Origin of the sequence: Guptibacillus sedimenti (assembly GCF_028610665.1) — a bacterium.
GTDB lineage: Bacteria > Bacillota > Bacilli > Bacillales > Guptibacillaceae > Guptibacillus > Guptibacillus sedimenti.
In genome coordinates, this window is sequence record NZ_JAQQWV010000001.1 from 221,950 (window position 1) to 238,068 (window position 16,119).

Sequence of the window (16,119 nt, forward strand, 5' to 3'; positions counted from 1 at the left end):
GGATGGATACACAATTTCTAGTTTCACTACTACTTATTGTCGCATCATTTGGTCTATACATTGGGATTGCCGTCTTTAATCGCGCACGTCAAACGTCCGAGTTCTTTGTTGCTGGTCGAGGCGTACCCGCGATTTACAATGGTATGGCGATCGGAGCGGACTGGATGAGTGCCGCTTCATTCATCGGTCTTGCTGGAACAGTGATGGTTCTTGGCTATGATGGGCTTGCTTATATTATGGGGTGGACAGGAGGGTATTTGCTGTTAACCTTTCTGTTAGCGCCGCAATTGCGGAAATACGGGCGTTACACGGTTCCGGAATTTATTGGCGATCGTTTTCAAAGCAAAACAGCCTTAGTTATCGCAGCCATTGCAACAATCATTATTAGCTTCACCTATTCGATTGGTCAGTTAGCAGGGTCAGGCGTGGTAATTGGAAGACTGTTTGAAGTAGATGCCAAAGTGGGCGTTATGATAGGAGTCGTTATTATCGCGATCTATGCGACATTTGGGGGGATGAAAGGAATTACGTGGACCCAGGTGGCGCAGTATATTATTTTAATTCTTGCCTACTTAATACCCGTTATTTTCATGTCACTTCAAATTACGAATAACCCGATTCCGTGGCTAAGCTATGGGAATGTCGTATCAGAACTTGGTGAATTAGATCGAGAGCTCGGAATCTCTGAGTATTTTGCACCGTTCGAATCAGCGTCAAAGTGGCAGTTTATTGCCCTTATGTTTAGTTTAATGGCTGGAACAGCTGGGTTGCCGCACGTTATCGTTCGCTTTTATACCGTATCTACGATGAAAGCAGCACGGTGGAGCGGCGCATGGGCGCTACTTTTTATCGGTCTCCTCTATTTATCTGCTCCAGCCTATGCGGCTTTTTCTCGCTTTATTTTGATGAAACAAGTAGCAGGCAGTCCGATCGACTCTTTGCCTGCATGGACGGAGAAATGGGTGAATACCGGACTTCTAACGATGGCTGATACGAGTGGAGATGGCATTCTCCAGTGGCAAGAGATTGCGATCAGCAATGACATTGTGGTTATGGCTACACCTGAAATTGCTGACTTAGGCATTTTTGTGATTGGTCTCGTCGCAGCAGGAGCGATGGCTGCTGCGTTATCGACGGCTGGTGGGTTACTGATTGCAATTTCCTCTTCGTTTTCTCATGACATTTACTACCGCATCATTAATCCTAGGGCAACGGAGCGGAAGCGGATGTCTGTTGCGCGCTGGTCTATTTTGATTGCGACGATTGTAGCGGGAGTCGTGGCGTTAAATCCACCGGGAGTGATCACGCAAATTGTAGCCTGGGCGTTTGCACTTGCTTCAGGAACGTTCTTTCCAGCACTTATACTCGGGGTGTGGTGGAAGAGAGCGAATGCACCAGGTGTCATTGCAGGGATGATCGTAGGATTATTGGTCACCTTAACGTACATTTTCCTTGCAAAGTACGGAGGCTTTACGATTTTAGGCATTATTGACACTGGAGCAGGAATCTTCGGTGCTACGTCAGCCATTTTAACAAATGTCATCGTATCGTTAAGTACAAAACCACCATCTGAGAAGCTTCAGAATGAAGTGATGGATCTCAGGTATCCTGAACAGCTTACATTCAGAGATGGAGAGGTATGGAAAGACGATGAGGTTATCTAAAAGAAGAATCTCCGGTTGTAAACTGGAGGTTCTTTTTTCTTGTTTCGTAACATACAAAAAAACCAACATGGTCCATTTAAAAGAATATTTAAATAAAATCCCTTGTCCCTCTTGACTTTTAGGAATATAACCACCTTTGCTTTAATAAAATGTTACAAAACTTAGTAAATGAGGGGCAGAGGTGAGAAGTTGTGGTAAGGCTTCGAAGTATTCTTGCATGCAATACTCCTGACATCATGTAGGTCACCTGATGACTAGAGCTTCGTAGCATGATCACTTTATCAGTCTCATTTCGCATCTCTCACATCCAATTTAGGGAGGCGAGTGGTGTGCACGATTACATCAAAGAGCGAACCATCAAGATTGGAAATTACATCGTGGAGACTAAGAAAACGGTGAGGGTGATCGCAAAGGAATTTGGCGTTTCTAAAAGTACTGTTCACAAGGATTTAACAGAACGACTTCCTGAAATTAATCCGGACCTCGCCAATGAGGTGAAGGGCATTCTCGAGTATCATAAATCGATACGCCATCTCCGCGGCGGCGAAGCAACGAGAATAAAATATAGAAAGGATACGGAAAAAGAAGAAGCTGTCAAATAATGCGCCTAAAAACGACAATTTTTTCTAAATACTTTCTTCCTGTTTCTTAATTTATGGTACAATATACTAATGGATATGTAGTTTAAACATACTAGTACTGAAACTATAGATGAGTGTTAGAATACAGGGAGGATACGTCATGTTTTCACGTGATATTGGGATCGATTTGGGTACGGCGAACGTACTGATTTATGTGAAAGGCAGAGGCATTGTTTTAGATGAACCGTCTGTTGTAGCACTAGACACGAGTACTGGAAGAGCGCTTGCTGTTGGTGAAGAAGCAAGACAAATGGTTGGCCGGACTCCTGGAAACATCGTTGCAACGCGTCCACTTAAAGATGGCGTGATCGCAGACTTCGATATTACAGAAGTGATGCTAAGACATTTCTTGAACAAAATTAATGTAAAAAGCTTTCTATCAAAGCCGCGTATTTTAATTTGTACGCCTACGAACATCACATCTGTTGAGAAGAAAGCGATTAAAGAAGCTGCTGAAAAAAGCGGTGGGAAACAAATATTTCTTGAAGAAGAACCAAAAGTAGCTGCAATTGGCGCTGGCATGGATATTTTTCAGCCAAGCGGTAATATGGTTGTGGACATTGGCGGTGGAACGACAGATATCGCAGTGCTTTCAATGGGCGATATTGTCACCGCCTCTTCCATTAAAATGGCAGGGGACAAGTTCGATTACGAAATCCTGGATTACATCAAGAAAACGTATAAGCTTCTCATCGGGGAGCGAACAGCAGAACAAATTAAGATCAATGTAGCGACGGTATTTCCAGGCGGCCGGAAAGAAGAACTTGATATTCGTGGACGAGACATGGTATCAGGACTTCCACGGACAATCACTGTAAAATCTGATGAAATTCAGCAGGCACTTCAAGAGCCAATCTCCCACATGGTGATGGCTGCTAAGAGCGTTCTAGAACGTACACCTCCTGAGCTTTCAGCGGATATTATCGACCGTGGTGTCATTATGACAGGTGGAGGCGCACTACTTCACGGGATCGATCAGCTATTTGCTGAGGAGCTTATGGTTCCAGTTCTCGTAGCAGAAGAGCCAATGAGCTGTGTTGCAAAAGGGACAGGCCTTATGCTTGAACATATTGACAAGATTGCTAAGAAAAAATTAATCTAAATTTGAACCGAAACTATTCGTAAGGGTGTAATCATAATGGCGAACAACCATGAAAAGGTGAACCAGTCCTCTGAAGAAAAAGTCACTCTTAATAAAGAGGCCGCACAAACGAATAAGAATCACGACGAGCAAGAGCGTAAGCCAAAGGTGCGGTTAATCCCCATTTGGCTACGCCTTCTTCTCGTTGCCCTCTTGCTTATGGCATCCCTTCTTGCAGGGGCGATGATCGGTTACGGTGTAATTGGTGATGGTAGCCCTGGCGATGTGTTTAAAAAGAGCACCTGGGTGAAGATAAGTGATATTGTTAAAAAAGAAGAGTAACAGATAGGAGAATAAGATATGTTAGATAGTCAGGAAATAAAAAAGATTATCCCGCATCGCTACCCTTTCCTTCTTGTTGATCGAATTCTTGAAGTAGAAGAAGAAGTACGTGCGGTCGGTATTAAGAACGTGACAGCAAATGAAGAATTCTTTAATGGCCATTTTCCGGACTACCCGGTTATGCCAGGAGTTTTGATTGTAGAAGCACTTGCTCAAGTAGGGGCAGTGGCGATGCTTAAGAAAGAAGAAAACCAGGGGAAGCTTGCTTTCTTTACAGGCATTGATAAATGCCGATTTAAAAGACAAGTGAAACCAGGTGATCAGCTTCGTCTTGAAGTGGAAATCATCCGCATTAAAGGACCGATTGGTAAAGGAAAAGCAACAGCCACTGTTGATGGTGAAGTTGCTGCTGAAGCTGAAATTATGTTTGCCCTTAAGTAAGTATAAAAGAGCGAATCCTCCCTTCTTGTGTCAGTATTTTGACACAAGAAGGGAGGATTCATTTTTAGACCCGGAACGGAATTATTGTTGGCATGTTAAGCACTTATCCGTATTGTAAAACCATCATAGAGACTATGTAAATTTCAACATTTTCCCTTTTGGACCTGATATGATTTACTCAACCGTTAAATAGCGGTAAAAACTTATCGAGTTCAGGGAGGAATTTTGGAAATGAATAACAAGAAATTCATGCTCAAAATTGCAACTTCGTTAGTAGCTGTTATGTTAATCACAGCGTGTAACAGCGGTGAAAATGATTCAGAAAACGGCAACAACTCTATGAACAATGGAAGTAACACCGAAGAGCCCGCAGCTAACGAAAACTCCGAGAACTCTGCTGAATAAGAACTTTCTCTCCTGTCCATCCTGGACAGGAGTTTCTATTTTTCCGGCTCGCTTTTTCCGTGATGCAATTGCCACTTTTTAAACTCTAAATAATCCGCAAAGTCTTCTTTTGTAATGCCAGAGCGCATGGCCTCTTCAATCAATTCTTTCCATTCTGTATCAAGTACAGGTTCCTCATAATCTTCTTCAAGAATGAATACCTCAATCGGCACTTTAAGTTCCGCTGCGATTTTTTCAAGAAATTGAATAGAAGGATTTGCCTGTTGATTTCGCTCGATGGAACTTAGATAGGACTTTGCTACCCCTGCCCGCTTTGCTAATTCTGTCAAAGACAATCCCATTCGATTCCGATAAAGTTTAATTTTTTCACCGATCATCCCTTTACCTCGACTTTATCATTATTTAATGAGTTAATTTTATCAAGAACGCATTGTTCTGTAAACAGAACAATAGTCATAGATTTTATAAATGAAAGAGAGAATGAAAGATAAAATTGTGAAAAATTAAGAATAGTAGAGGATTTGTTAGAAAATAGCAAGTTTATCCAAAAATACAGCTTAATATAATGAATTTTCACTCTTTTTAATCTTCCAAAATAAGACTATATTAGATGTACATTCTAAATAAAGAACAAAACGTTCTTTATTAGTGTCGGTAATTGCTGAATTTGATAAGGGGGATGGGGAATGAGAACGTATACTGACGAAAAATTGGATCAGGATTGGGTGACCCTTATGTCAATCGCAAGAAATATAGGTTTGTCTAAGGAGGAAGTGAAGCGGTTTTTAATCAATTCCTCAAAAAAGTAAGGAGGAATGATGGTGATTAAATTAGGTGAGGGGACGTTTGTATCCTATATACTAGGGAAAAGAATCAAAGTGATAGCGGTTGATGAACAAATCGCCAAGCTCTACATTAACGATGAATATAAAGGCAACTGTGATCTGCCTTTTATTCTAGAGAAAATTCACAGTCTCGAAAATAAAGATCAGGACATCAAGGGACTGATCGAGGATGAACAAAAGATGTATGAGGAACTAAGTGAAATTATTAAAAACCAAACCATTTCGCCTCATAATGAGTAAGAAAAGGACCATAAGATTTAATCAAGCTTCCCCGGTTTACTCTCTAGATTTGTACTAGCGTGACCTTATTTGTAAATGAAATAAGAGCCTACCAAAAGGTGTCGGCTCTTGCATGACACTTTATTGATGAGGCCCCTGCTTTGCGCGCCATTTATTAAATTCAAGAAATTCCTTGAATTGATCTTTACTAACACCTGATTCCATCGCTTCTTTCACTAACTTCTTCCATTCAGCGTCTAATTCACTTTGATGAATGGGATCATCCCCTTGAAGAAGTACTTCGACTGAAACATCCAGTACATTTGAAATTTTATCTAGAAATTGAATAGAGGGATTTGATTGTATATTTCGTTCAATGGAACTTAAATACGATTTCGCGACGTTGGCGCGTTCTGCTAATTCTGAAAGTGATAATCCTTTGCGTAAACGATACTTTTTAACTTCTTCCCCGATCACGTTCATCCCTCCGATGCTTCGACAAAATTCTTTCTATTATTAATTATACCAGTATGTTTTTGTTCCGTAAATAGAACGAAAGCGGCATAATGCGATGCCGCTTTCGTTAGAGTTACTTTCCATTTTGATGAAGAAATGATTTAATTTCGTTAATATCCATGCCAAGTTCTTTCGCTTCAATGATTAGTGCAACCCATTCTTCATCAAGTTTTTCCTCCGTATGTACGCCCATGTAACTCCTCCTTCAACTCATTCCAGGTAGTTCAGCCATCATAGAAGCTCCAATAACAACTTCCTTAGATCTGTTTACTTTGCGTCTACTTTTTTTCAAAAATAGTTGCCCTTTTCTGGAGGATACGTTGTACGATTAACGAATGCTAACGAAAATAACTACTTTCATCATAGGACATTTAACCTACGAAAGGTGTAGAAAATTGTAAAAAATAACAATTATTTATGACTATTTTTGTAAAAAAGCAGCTTAATTTATCCTCATCTGCAGCCGGTGGTTTCATGGATACATATTTTTCAAAGAGATGGCAAAAATACCACTATTACGGCTACAAGGAGGAGTTATTTTGAAAAAGTGGGTGTTATCATTAGTTACTTGTTTACTTGCATTGAACATAGCAGCATGCTCCAATGCAAATGAAGAAGAAGGTCCTGTTGAAGATCCAGAAATGCAGGAGAATACGCCTGAGGATGAAGAGAATGTGAATGAAGACGATGGAACAATTGATGAAGAAGATGACGACACGATGAATCAGAATGGGAAACAAGAAGGCGATCAAGATGAAGATGGCAATATGGAGGAAGGCGATATGGACGACGCCGAGAAACAGCCGAATGATGAAACGGAAGATCAGCAATAAGAGGCCTATGCAGGTCTCTTTTTATTTTCAAAAAACGGTCTAAAAAAATGTAGCAGCGGGAATAGGCAGAAAAAAGGAGGTTATGAACATGAACAAGGTGGCAGTGATTACAGGTGGAGGTTCTGGCATTGGAGAAGCGACAGCTAAGCGAATGGCGAAAGAAGGGATTCGCGTTTGTTTATTTGATTTAAAAGAAAGTCGGGCAGAACAAGTGAAGGAAGAAATTATTAATGACGGAGGTGAAGCATTCGTACTTGATGTGGACGTTTCCGACGAAGAACGGGTTACATACGGATTAAAGCAAGTTGTGAGCGAATGGGGACGCGTTGATATTCTTTTTAATAATGCCGGGATTAACGGAACGCTCAATCCAATTGAAGAAATGAAGGTAGAGGAGTGGGATCAAACGATTGAAACAAACTTGCGAAGTACGTTTTTAATGGTCAAGCACACGATTCCTTATATGAAAGAAAACGGAGGTAGCATAATTATTACAAGCTCCATTAATGGCAATCGCACTTTTTCAAACTTTGGCATGTCGGCCTACAGTACGTCCAAAGCAGGACAAGTGGCTTTTATGAAAATGGCTGCGCTTGAACTGGCTCAGTATCGCATTCGCGTTAACGCGATTTGTCCTGGTGCGATTGAAACAAACATTGATCAGAATACCGATAAAAAAGAAAGTGTGGAAGACATCGAAATCCCGGTCGAATATCCTGAAGGAAGTCATCCTCTTGAGCAAAAGCCAGGCTCTCCAGAACAAGTAGCGGATGTGGTTTACTTTTTAGCTTCTGAAGCATCCAGTCATGTTACAGGCACAGCGATGTTTGTTGATGGAGCAGAATCGCTGTTATAAACTAAAAACCTGGCCGTGAGTCAGGTTTTCTTATTGACGTTAGAACATCTCGAGACTATCGTGGAAGAGAGGTGATCAAATTGTTTACAAAAGTCCATCATGTGGCCATTATTTGTTCGGATTACGAACGATCAAAGCATTTTTATACGAATACGCTGGGATTATCAATCATCGAAGAAACGTATCGAAAAGAACGAAATTCGTACAAACTCGATTTAGCTGTAGGGGAACATACTCAAATTGAATTGTTTTCTTTTCCGAACTCCCCTGAGAGACCGAGCTACCCTGAAGCGAGAGGTTTAAGACACGTGGCGTTTGAAGTAACGGATCTTGATGAGGCGGTGCAACACCTTAAGGAAAATGGCGTTTCATCACTTGAAAACATAAGAGTAGATGAGCTCACATACAAGCGCTTTACCTTTTTCGCAGATCCAGACGGTCTGCCAATTGAACTATATGAGAAATGAAACAATATTCTAAAAATAGTTGATTCCTTTTAAAACCTGTGACAAAATAAAGAGTGAAAGCGTTTGCTAAATGTTGGAATCGTTGGTTTATTTTTAAAGACAAGCGATTTCCTTGTTTTTATTGTTTTGTGCAAACGGTTTCACATTTTCTTTAAGGGGGAAAAGGATGAAAAGGGGTAATCGAAGAAAACTTTCACTGTCACTGGTCATTATTCTTGTTGTACAACTGCTTGCTGGGGCTATTCCAGGAACAGTGAAGGCAGCTAGTAGTCCTGTTATTGATGGAACGTCAGCAACGTTTATTTTCGAAGGAGATGGGAGCGAGGAATCCGTTCTTGTAGCAGGTGATTTCACCAATTGGCAGGAAGGAGCGCTACCACTCGAGAAGGTAGAGGGTGTCTGGAAGTTAACGGTAGATGATTTATCCGATGGACTTCATCAGTACAAATTTATCGTAGGGGATGAATGGATGAAAGATCCTTTAAATCCAAATGGTAGCGATAACAGTACGTTTACAATTGGTGAGACGACAGATGAACGGATTGTAACCCTTGTTGGGGATTTGCAAGACGAGCTTGGAGCAACGGGAGAATGGGATCCAGCGTCTGAGGAAACAAAGATGGAAGCAAAAGGAGACGGATTTTATGAATTCTCTGGTGAACTTCCAGCTGGAACTTATGAGTATAAAATAGCGATCAACCAATCGTGGGGAGAGAGCTATGGAGATGGTTCGAACAATCTGAAACTAACGCTAGATGAAAAAATGAAAGTGACGTTTTATTATCATGATGAAACGCACGCCATTGCGAACTCAACGACTTATACCCCTGTAAAGATAGATAAACAACCACGACTAGTTGGTTCGATCCAACCTGCGATTGATGCAGGGGCTGAATGGAGTCCTGAACAGTCCACTGCGCTGTTCTCTGATGACGATTATGATAACATTTATTCCTTCTCGACAAGTGTTCCTAAAGGAAACTATGAGTATAAAGTCGTGCTTGGAGATACGTGGGGAGAAGATTACCCTGCAGATAATGCAACGTTAAACGTGATTGAAAAGGCGGACGTTACGTTCTTTTTTAATACAGAAACAAAAGAAGTAAGCACAGATTATACTGCGGAAGGATCAGATGGCGCCATTTCGAAAGCAAGTCTTCTACATAACTCGTGGGAAGAAGCGTTTCGCTCTCCATTTGGTGCTGTGCAAGAAGGAAAGACAGTAACCCTACGTCTAGCAGCAAAGAAAGATGATTTAACAAAAGCCGATCTTTACATTAAGAATCAAAATACAGGTACAAGCAATCTAATTGCAATGGAAAAAGCCGCTACTTCTGACGGAAAAGATTATTGGGAAGCGACAGTAACCCCTGAAGAAAAAGGCCTTTACGGCTATAAATTTATCGTTCGTGATGGTTCGGCTAAAGCGGAATACGGAGAAGATACGAAGCAGGGTGAAGCAGGTAAAGCAGTGGATGCGAATGCAGAGCTCTATCAATTAACGGTCTTTGATCCAGGTTTTAAAACGCCAGACTGGATGAAGGAAGCTGTTGTGTATCAAATTTTCCCTGATCGATTCTACAATGGAAATGAAGGCAATGACGATGCAAAGGAAACGGCGCGTGGTCCTGAGCCAATTGAAGATCAGAATTGGGGAGAGCTACCGGATAATCCAAGGCTTTCAGATAGTGCCAACTACGATGGGGATGGGATTTGGAGCAATGATTTCTTTGGTGGCGACATTAAAGGGATTCAGCAAAAGCTCGATTACATCCAATCACTCGGTGTAAATACGATCTATTTAAATCCAATCGCTAAGGCAGCATCAAACCACAAATATGATGCAACGGATTGGAAAGCGGTTGATCCAATGTTTGGCACACCGGAAGAATTTAAAGCGTTTACAGATGAACTCGAAAAACGTGATATGCATCTTATTATGGACGGCGTGTTTAATCACGTTGGCGATGACTCCATCTATTTTGACCGCTACGGGAAATATGAGGTAGTTGGTGCCTATGAATACTGGTCTCGCATTTATGACCTGATGAATGAAGACGGTATGAGTGAAGAAGAGGCGAAAGTAGAAGCGCGTAAACAGCTCGAGGATGAGGGGCAAACGTTTAATGACGAATACGGTTTCCACAACTGGTTTAATCTTAAAAATGAAAAAGTAACGGATGAAAATGGGAATGAACGTTACGATTACCAGGCATGGTGGGGCTACGATTCCCTTCCTGAAATAAAAAGTGTTGAAGGTGATGCTGTTGAATACGACAGCGAGTTAAATAATGAAAAATTTGCGGACTACATTATGTACGACAAAGATTCTGCATCTAAATCATGGTTAACAAATGGCGCGTCCGGCTGGCGCCTTGATGTGGCGAATGAAGTGGATATGGAATTCTGGCGAGAGTTCCGTGATGAATTAAAGTCTGAAGAAATGGCCGGTGCTGGCGCAACGTTAAAAGAAGGGGAAGAGCCGCTTATTCTCGGTGAAATATGGGATGATGCTTCGAAATACTTCCTTGGCGATCAATATGATTCCGTGATGAATTATCGGTTTGAAGGCGCCATTCTCAATTTCTTGAAAAGCGGAGATGCCGCGAGTGCAGATGAGAAGCTGATGGCGGTACAGGAAGATTATCCTGATGAAGCGTTCCATGCGCTTATGAACTTAATGGGATCTCACGATACGCCGCGTGCCATTTACGTTCTTGGCGGCGGAACGGATACGTATGAGCGAGCAGAATTTGATCCGAATTACGATCATGAGCTTGGCGTGCAGCGTCTAAAGTTAGCTGCTGTCCTGCAAATGGGCTACCCTGGTGCTCCGACGATTTATTATGGCGATGAAGCTGGCGTAACGGGTTCTAAAGATCCTGATGACCGCCGCACGTATCCATGGGGTGATGAGAATACAGAACTGATCGATCACTATCAAGCTGCAGGAGCAATTCGTACTGAAAATACAGATCTACTGGCATATGGAAAGCTCACAACGCTACATGCAGAAGGCGATGTTTATGCATTTGCGCGTACGAATGAAGACAGTGCAGCAATCATTGCAGTGAACCGCGGCACGAAAGCACAAACGATTGATCTAGATGTAAAAGATGTTGTGAAAAATAAAATCTCCTTTACTGATGGACTTGCGAAGGATTACAGCGTATCGGTTAAAGACGGTAAAGTATCTGTCACAATCCCTGCGATGACTGGCCGCATGCTAATTGCGGATCAAGGACAGAATTTTGAACTTCCGAAAGCACCAAGTGATTTAAAAGTCGCTACCGGAGAAGGAAGCGCAACTCTTTCATGGACTGGTGATGCAGCGAAGTACAAGGTGTATCGCTCAACGCTTCAAGGGGCGATGTATGAAGCAGTGGATGTGACAGAAAGCAATGACCTGACCATCGACGGCTTAACAAATGGCCAGGCTTACTATTTTGCCGTAACGGCAGTAGATGAAGATGGAAATGAGTCCGTTAAGGTAGAAACAACAGAACCAACGATTCCACACATTGAGTGGAAAGAAGGAAAGTATGAGATCTCATCTGTTACTGCGACCCCAGACCAGGTGCTCGATCTAGCAAACGCCTTTGCGATTGAAGCGGGTGTGAAAATTGACGGCGCTACTGAAACTGACCTTGCACAAGGCTTAATTGGAAAGCTTCAAGTGAAGCAGGGTGACGGTGATTGGCAGGAGTCGAAGGCAACCTATACGGGACAGGATGGCGCATTTAACAAATTTAAAGCTAATTTCCGTCCGATCGAAAAAGGCACCTATGCTTATCGACTTGCTTTTTCAACCGATCGTGGTGCAACGTGGAAAACAACGAACATCGAAGAAGTGACGTTTACGCAAAATGAAGAGGATACGAAAGCACCGGCGGATGCGGTGAAATTAGAGGAGCCACTAAAAGAGTCCGGTCAAGTGACGTTGAACTGGAAGCTTGATGGCGCTGACGGTGCTTACCTTTTAGCAGTGGAGCGTGATGGCCAAACACTTGAGCTCATCGAAAATGCAGAGACGACGACTTACACCGATTTTGCTGTGCAGAACGGAAAAACGTACACGTATCGGATTGTGGCGTATGATCAAGCTGGAAATCAAACGGCTTCGAATGAAGTGAAGGTTACGCCAGATATTGTCATGGTTGACGTCACGTTTAAAGTGCATGCACCAGACGATACGCCGCTTAGCGCGAAAGTAACGATGCCAGGTGATCAAAATGGCTGGAGTACGAGCGCATGGGAAATGTCTCGTAACGGAGCGGTGTCCCCAGACTGGGAGATCCAAAAGTCTTTCCCAGAAGGGACGATTTTAACGTACAAATATGTAAAAGGAGAATCGTGGGATCAAGAGGGTCTTGCTGACCATACACGTAACGATAAGTCAGACGATGACGTGAGCTACTATGGTTACGGAGCGGAAGGCACAGACCTTAAAGTAACGGTAACGAACCAGGGTAGTAATAAAATGGTCGTACAGGATGAAATTCTCCGCTGGATCGACATGCCGGTTGTCGTGACTTCGCCTGAAAATGGTGCGGTTATGGAAAGTGACACGGTTACGTTTAAAGGAAATGCGATTAAAGAAGGTAACCTGACGATCAATGGTGAAAAAGTGGCAGTAAATGAGGATATGACATTTACGCATGAAGTAACGCTTGAAAATGGCGAGAATGAAATACCGATCACGATTGAACCATCAGAAGAAAATAAAACCGCAATCTTTAACAACGATGGTGGCGCAATTGGAAAGAATACGAAGAAATATACGTGGAAAGTGACTTCGAATGCTGGCGAAGCGGAGGCGAAAGAGCCTGTGCGGTTGTCAGGTTCAGACCGCTATGAAACGGCAGTTGAGATTTCTAAAGAAGGCTGGGAAAAAGCAGACACGATAATCCTGGCAAGGGGAGATGAGTTCGCAGATGCGCTTGCTGGTGTCCCTTATGCTTATCAATTAGATGCGCCTATTCTGCTTACAGGTAAGGACAAGTTGACTAGCAGCACTAAAAAAGAAATTCAGCGTCTTTCTCCAGGGAAAGTGATTATTTTAGGAGGAGAAGGCGTCGTGTCAGATTATGTTGTCTATCAACTTCGAGGAATGGGTATCAAAGTCGATCGAATTGGGGGGCATGACCGATTTGAAACGGCCGCAAATATCTCAGCTCGTATGGGTGATTCAAAAAAAGCGATCGTTGTAAATGGACTCGATTTTCCTGATGCTTTGTCAGCTGGTGCCTACGCTGCAGAAAAGGGCTATCCGATTCTTTTTACAATGAAAGAAAAGCTTCCGAATGAAACGGAAAAAGTACTAAAATCAAAAGAAAGCACGATTGTAGTAGGAGGCACGGGAGTTGTGAGCGAAAAAGTATCGCGTCTTCTTCCAAAACCAACAAGATATTCAGACAAAGATCGCTTTGGTACAGCCGCAAAAGTGGCAACAGAATTAAATCCTTCGAATCACGTTTTCGTAGCGACAGGTATGGATTTCGCTGATGCCTTAGCGGGATCAGTCCTTGCTGCAAAACAAGAAGCAACAGTGCTTCTAGTACAGCCAGACAAATTACCTGAAACTACGAAAGAAGCTGTTGGAACGTTAAAAGCAAACGAATTTACGATTTTAGGTGGTACAGGAGCGGTTAGTGAGAAAGTGGTCAAGGAAATGATGGAGAGGTAAAGAGTAGTAGATTAGGGGTCAGGCTCGAGCCTGACTCCTCCAAAAGACAACACCCCAAAAGTGTCCACCTCAGGTGGACACTTTTTCAATAGCAAAACACCTCAAAAAAGCTGAATAGCTATGGTGGGTATGGGTTTGTGGGTGAAAGAGGAGCGAAGGGGGTCTGGTTCGTACCTGACCCCCTTCGCCCGCTCTATTACCTCTCTCTTCAATTTCCTTCAAAACAATTAAAAATATTTCTGAATAATTTATTAATTAACTATTCCCAAATTCTTGAAAAGTGGTATACTACAAATATCAGCCCCGCTATAGTAGAAATTCCCCATTTTCCTTGCCAAAGGAGTCATTCGAATGCCTCGTAAGAAACGAACCTGGTTTCCTGGTGCAAAGTATCACATTATCTGCCGTGGAAATCGAAAAGCACCGTTGTTTGAAGAACGAATCGATCGTCAAAAGTATTTTCAAATTCTAGAACAAGCTCGTCTCGCCTTTCCATTTCGCTTACACGTATACTGTCTCATGACTAACCATGTGCATCTCTCCATCGAAACCTTCGACCATCCCCCTGGTGAAATCATGAAAGTGATCAACTCCAACTATGCTAGATATTTCAACGACAAATATGAGTACACAGGCCACGTTTTTCAAGGTCGCTACAATGCTGAACTGCTTGATTCAATTGACTATGAAATTGATGTTAGTAAATACATTCACCTTAATCCAGTTAAAGCCCGCATGGTTGCTAAGCCAGCGGACTATATGTGGAGCAGTTATCGTGCTTATGTTTCATATCGAAAGAATCCGCACGCTTACCCTGATTACATACTCTCACTGTTTCAAAAACCTTCACGGGAAGCTTATCAGCGCTACGTCGAAAATGAGGAACCATCGTTTCCACCAGATCTTGTGCAACAATTGCCAGAATGGAAAGGAAAAAAGATTTATCTGCTCTCCAATTTACCCAGTAAATAAAACGCCTTACTCTAAAATTTATCATGAAAGAGAAGTGAATGAATGGAGCGCTGGATCTGGCTAAGTTCGATTCCACATATTGGCCCTGTAACGCAAAAGAAATTACTGGGCGCATTCGGAAATCCAGAACGAGTCTATCATGCCTCTCCATCTGAACTAAAGGAAATTGGAATCTCTCCTCGTGCCCGCGAAGCTATTGCTGCTGCGCGTTCTCTTGAAAAATCGAAGCGGATTCTTGACCTTGTTCAGCAAAAGGAGATCTGGCTTTTACCCCGAGATGACCCGCTATATCCGAGTTATGCAAAAGATGTTGCTGAATCGCCCGTACTACTATATGTCAAAGGTCAGATCAAACCGTGCTTACCTTCTGTTGGTATTGTTGGTTCCCGTTCTTGTTCCAATCACGCTCGACGTGCTGCGGAAGAGTTATCCGCCAGACTCTCAAGCATGAGCATCCCTATTATTAGCGGTCTCGCGAAAGGCATCGATCATGCTGCTCACACTGCCTGCCTCGCAAATAGTGGGCATCCGATTGCTTTTATTGCAACTGGGGTTGATGAGTGTTATCCGAAAGAGCACCGCTCGCTCTACGAAGCAGTCATTAATGAAGGCGTTGTCATTTCGCAGTATCCACCTGGCACAGTACCTGCACCAAAGCAATTTATTCAGCGAAACGCATTAATCAGTGCATGGTCAAGTCATGTGGTGATTTTAGAAGCTAACGTAAAAAGTGGTGCGATGACGACCGCTCACTTTGCTCGAAAGCATGCAAAAAAAGTCTTTGTTTTTATAAGCAATGACGCTCGATTTAGGCAGGGGACAAACTGTCTAATCAATCAAGGTATACGCCCTTATCATAGCTTTGAATCAATTGAAAAAGAGATTCTTCCTATTCTCTGAAACCACCAAACAATGAAAAACCTTCGCAAGCTTACCGTGATTTGATCCCTCAAGGATCTTCAAGAACATCTTTCCCTAACTAGAGCATGATGGATCCAACCCATCAGGGAAGTGATGTAAGAGAGAAGAAGATAAACCTGCCTCTGAACCACCTGATCGAGCCATCGATTAGGTGGTTTTTTTAAATGATCAGAACTAGTACTTTCGACTTGTACGCTAGTTTTTAAGTTAAGAGTAGCTAAACTAGTAAA

17 protein-coding genes and 1 riboswitch are annotated in these 16,119 nt (G+C 42.4%); of the genes, 14 read left to right on the forward strand and 3 right to left on the reverse strand.

The genetic code is table 11. The features are described 5' to 3' along the window. Positions 1 to 2 precede the first annotated feature (2 nt). From PQ578_RS01160 to PQ578_RS01185, 6 genes are all read left to right on the forward strand, one after another. The gene (locus PQ578_RS01160) at positions 3 to 1,664 is read left to right on the forward strand and encodes a sodium:solute symporter family protein (RefSeq protein WP_098445363.1); all 1,662 of its coding nucleotides are present in this window, start codon (positions 3 to 5) and stop codon (positions 1,662 to 1,664) included. A gap of 329 nt (positions 1,665 to 1,993) precedes the next feature. Continuing rightward, positions 1,994 to 2,266: a sporulation transcriptional regulator SpoIIID gene (gene spoIIID / locus PQ578_RS01165; protein ID WP_048311390.1), complete on the forward strand. Its 273-nt coding sequence runs from the start codon at positions 1,994 to 1,996 to the stop codon at positions 2,264 to 2,266. 139 nt (positions 2,267 to 2,405) lie between these two features. Further along, on the forward strand, positions 2,406 to 3,407 hold the full coding sequence (locus PQ578_RS01170) for a rod shape-determining protein (protein ID WP_273831813.1): 1,002 nt from the start codon (positions 2,406 to 2,408) through the stop codon (positions 3,405 to 3,407). Positions 3,408 to 3,443: 36 nt separating this feature from the next. Continuing rightward, positions 3,444 to 3,728 carry a DNA-directed RNA polymerase subunit beta gene (locus tag PQ578_RS01175; RefSeq protein ID WP_273831814.1) on the forward strand — a complete coding sequence of 95 codons (285 nt, stop codon included), beginning with the start codon at positions 3,444 to 3,446 and terminating at the stop codon, positions 3,726 to 3,728. An 18-nt stretch (positions 3,729 to 3,746) separates the two neighbouring features. Then, positions 3,747 to 4,169 (forward strand): 3-hydroxyacyl-ACP dehydratase FabZ, encoded by a 423-nt coding sequence (gene fabZ / locus PQ578_RS01180; protein WP_098445360.1) that lies wholly within the window; start codon positions 3,747 to 3,749, stop codon positions 4,167 to 4,169. 231 nt (positions 4,170 to 4,400) lie between these two features. Then, positions 4,401 to 4,574: a hypothetical protein gene (locus PQ578_RS01185; RefSeq protein ID WP_165998598.1), complete on the forward strand. Its 174-nt coding sequence runs from the start codon at positions 4,401 to 4,403 to the stop codon at positions 4,572 to 4,574. 35 nt (positions 4,575 to 4,609) lie between these two features. On the opposite strand, the gene PQ578_RS01190 is transcribed toward PQ578_RS01185, so the two are convergent. Continuing rightward, a complete protein-coding gene (locus PQ578_RS01190) occupies positions 4,610 to 4,951 on the reverse strand; it encodes a helix-turn-helix domain-containing protein (RefSeq protein ID WP_273831815.1) in 342 nt (113 codons plus the stop codon). A gap of 309 nt (positions 4,952 to 5,260) precedes the next feature. Here PQ578_RS01190 and PQ578_RS01195 point away from each other — a divergent pair, with 309 nt between their 5' ends. Continuing rightward, positions 5,261 to 5,383, forward strand: coding sequence for an anti-repressor SinI family protein (locus tag PQ578_RS01195; protein ID WP_098445358.1), 123 nt, complete (start codon positions 5,261 to 5,263; stop codon positions 5,381 to 5,383). A 12-nt stretch (positions 5,384 to 5,395) separates the two neighbouring features. Then, on the forward strand, positions 5,396 to 5,659 hold the full coding sequence (locus PQ578_RS01200; RefSeq protein ID WP_273831816.1) for a hypothetical protein: 264 nt from the start codon (positions 5,396 to 5,398) through the stop codon (positions 5,657 to 5,659). A gap of 120 nt (positions 5,660 to 5,779) precedes the next feature. On the opposite strand, the gene PQ578_RS01205 is transcribed toward PQ578_RS01200, so the two are convergent. After that, entirely contained in the window at positions 5,780 to 6,115 is a 336-nt protein-coding gene (locus tag PQ578_RS01205; RefSeq protein WP_159786228.1) for a helix-turn-helix domain-containing protein, read from the reverse strand. 112 nt (positions 6,116 to 6,227) lie between these two features. Further along, entirely contained in the window at positions 6,228 to 6,347 is a 120-nt protein-coding gene (locus PQ578_RS01210; protein WP_098445355.1) for an anti-repressor SinI family protein, read from the reverse strand. A 22-nt stretch (positions 6,348 to 6,369) separates the two neighbouring features. After that, positions 6,370 to 6,467: riboswitch (cyclic di-GMP riboswitch) on the reverse strand. Between the two features lie 226 nt (positions 6,468 to 6,693). Here PQ578_RS01210 and PQ578_RS01215 point away from each other — a divergent pair. The 6 genes from PQ578_RS01215 (at position 6,694) to PQ578_RS01240 (ending at position 15,868) form a co-directional block, all read left to right on the forward strand. Further along, on the forward strand, positions 6,694 to 6,987 hold the full coding sequence (locus tag PQ578_RS01215) for a hypothetical protein (RefSeq protein ID WP_273831817.1): 294 nt from the start codon (positions 6,694 to 6,696) through the stop codon (positions 6,985 to 6,987). An 88-nt stretch (positions 6,988 to 7,075) separates the two neighbouring features. Then, the gene (locus PQ578_RS01220) at positions 7,076 to 7,843 is read left to right on the forward strand and encodes an SDR family oxidoreductase (RefSeq protein WP_420541499.1); all 768 of its coding nucleotides are present in this window, start codon (positions 7,076 to 7,078) and stop codon (positions 7,841 to 7,843) included. Between the two features lie 74 nt (positions 7,844 to 7,917). Then, positions 7,918 to 8,310 carry an SMU1112c/YaeR family gloxylase I-like metalloprotein gene (gloA2, locus tag PQ578_RS01225; protein WP_430622274.1) on the forward strand — a complete coding sequence of 131 codons (393 nt, stop codon included), beginning with the start codon at positions 7,918 to 7,920 and terminating at the stop codon, positions 8,308 to 8,310. A 166-nt stretch (positions 8,311 to 8,476) separates the two neighbouring features. Further along, positions 8,477 to 13,996: an alpha amylase N-terminal ig-like domain-containing protein gene (locus PQ578_RS01230; RefSeq protein WP_273831820.1), complete on the forward strand. Its 5,520-nt coding sequence runs from the start codon at positions 8,477 to 8,479 to the stop codon at positions 13,994 to 13,996. A 351-nt stretch (positions 13,997 to 14,347) separates the two neighbouring features. Further along, a complete protein-coding gene (locus PQ578_RS01235) occupies positions 14,348 to 14,968 on the forward strand; it encodes a transposase (RefSeq protein WP_273831822.1) in 621 nt (206 codons plus the stop codon). 42 nt (positions 14,969 to 15,010) lie between these two features. Then, the gene (locus PQ578_RS01240; RefSeq protein WP_273831823.1) at positions 15,011 to 15,868 is read left to right on the forward strand and encodes a DNA-processing protein DprA; all 858 of its coding nucleotides are present in this window, start codon (positions 15,011 to 15,013) and stop codon (positions 15,866 to 15,868) included. Positions 15,869 to 16,119: the final 251 nt, after the last annotated feature.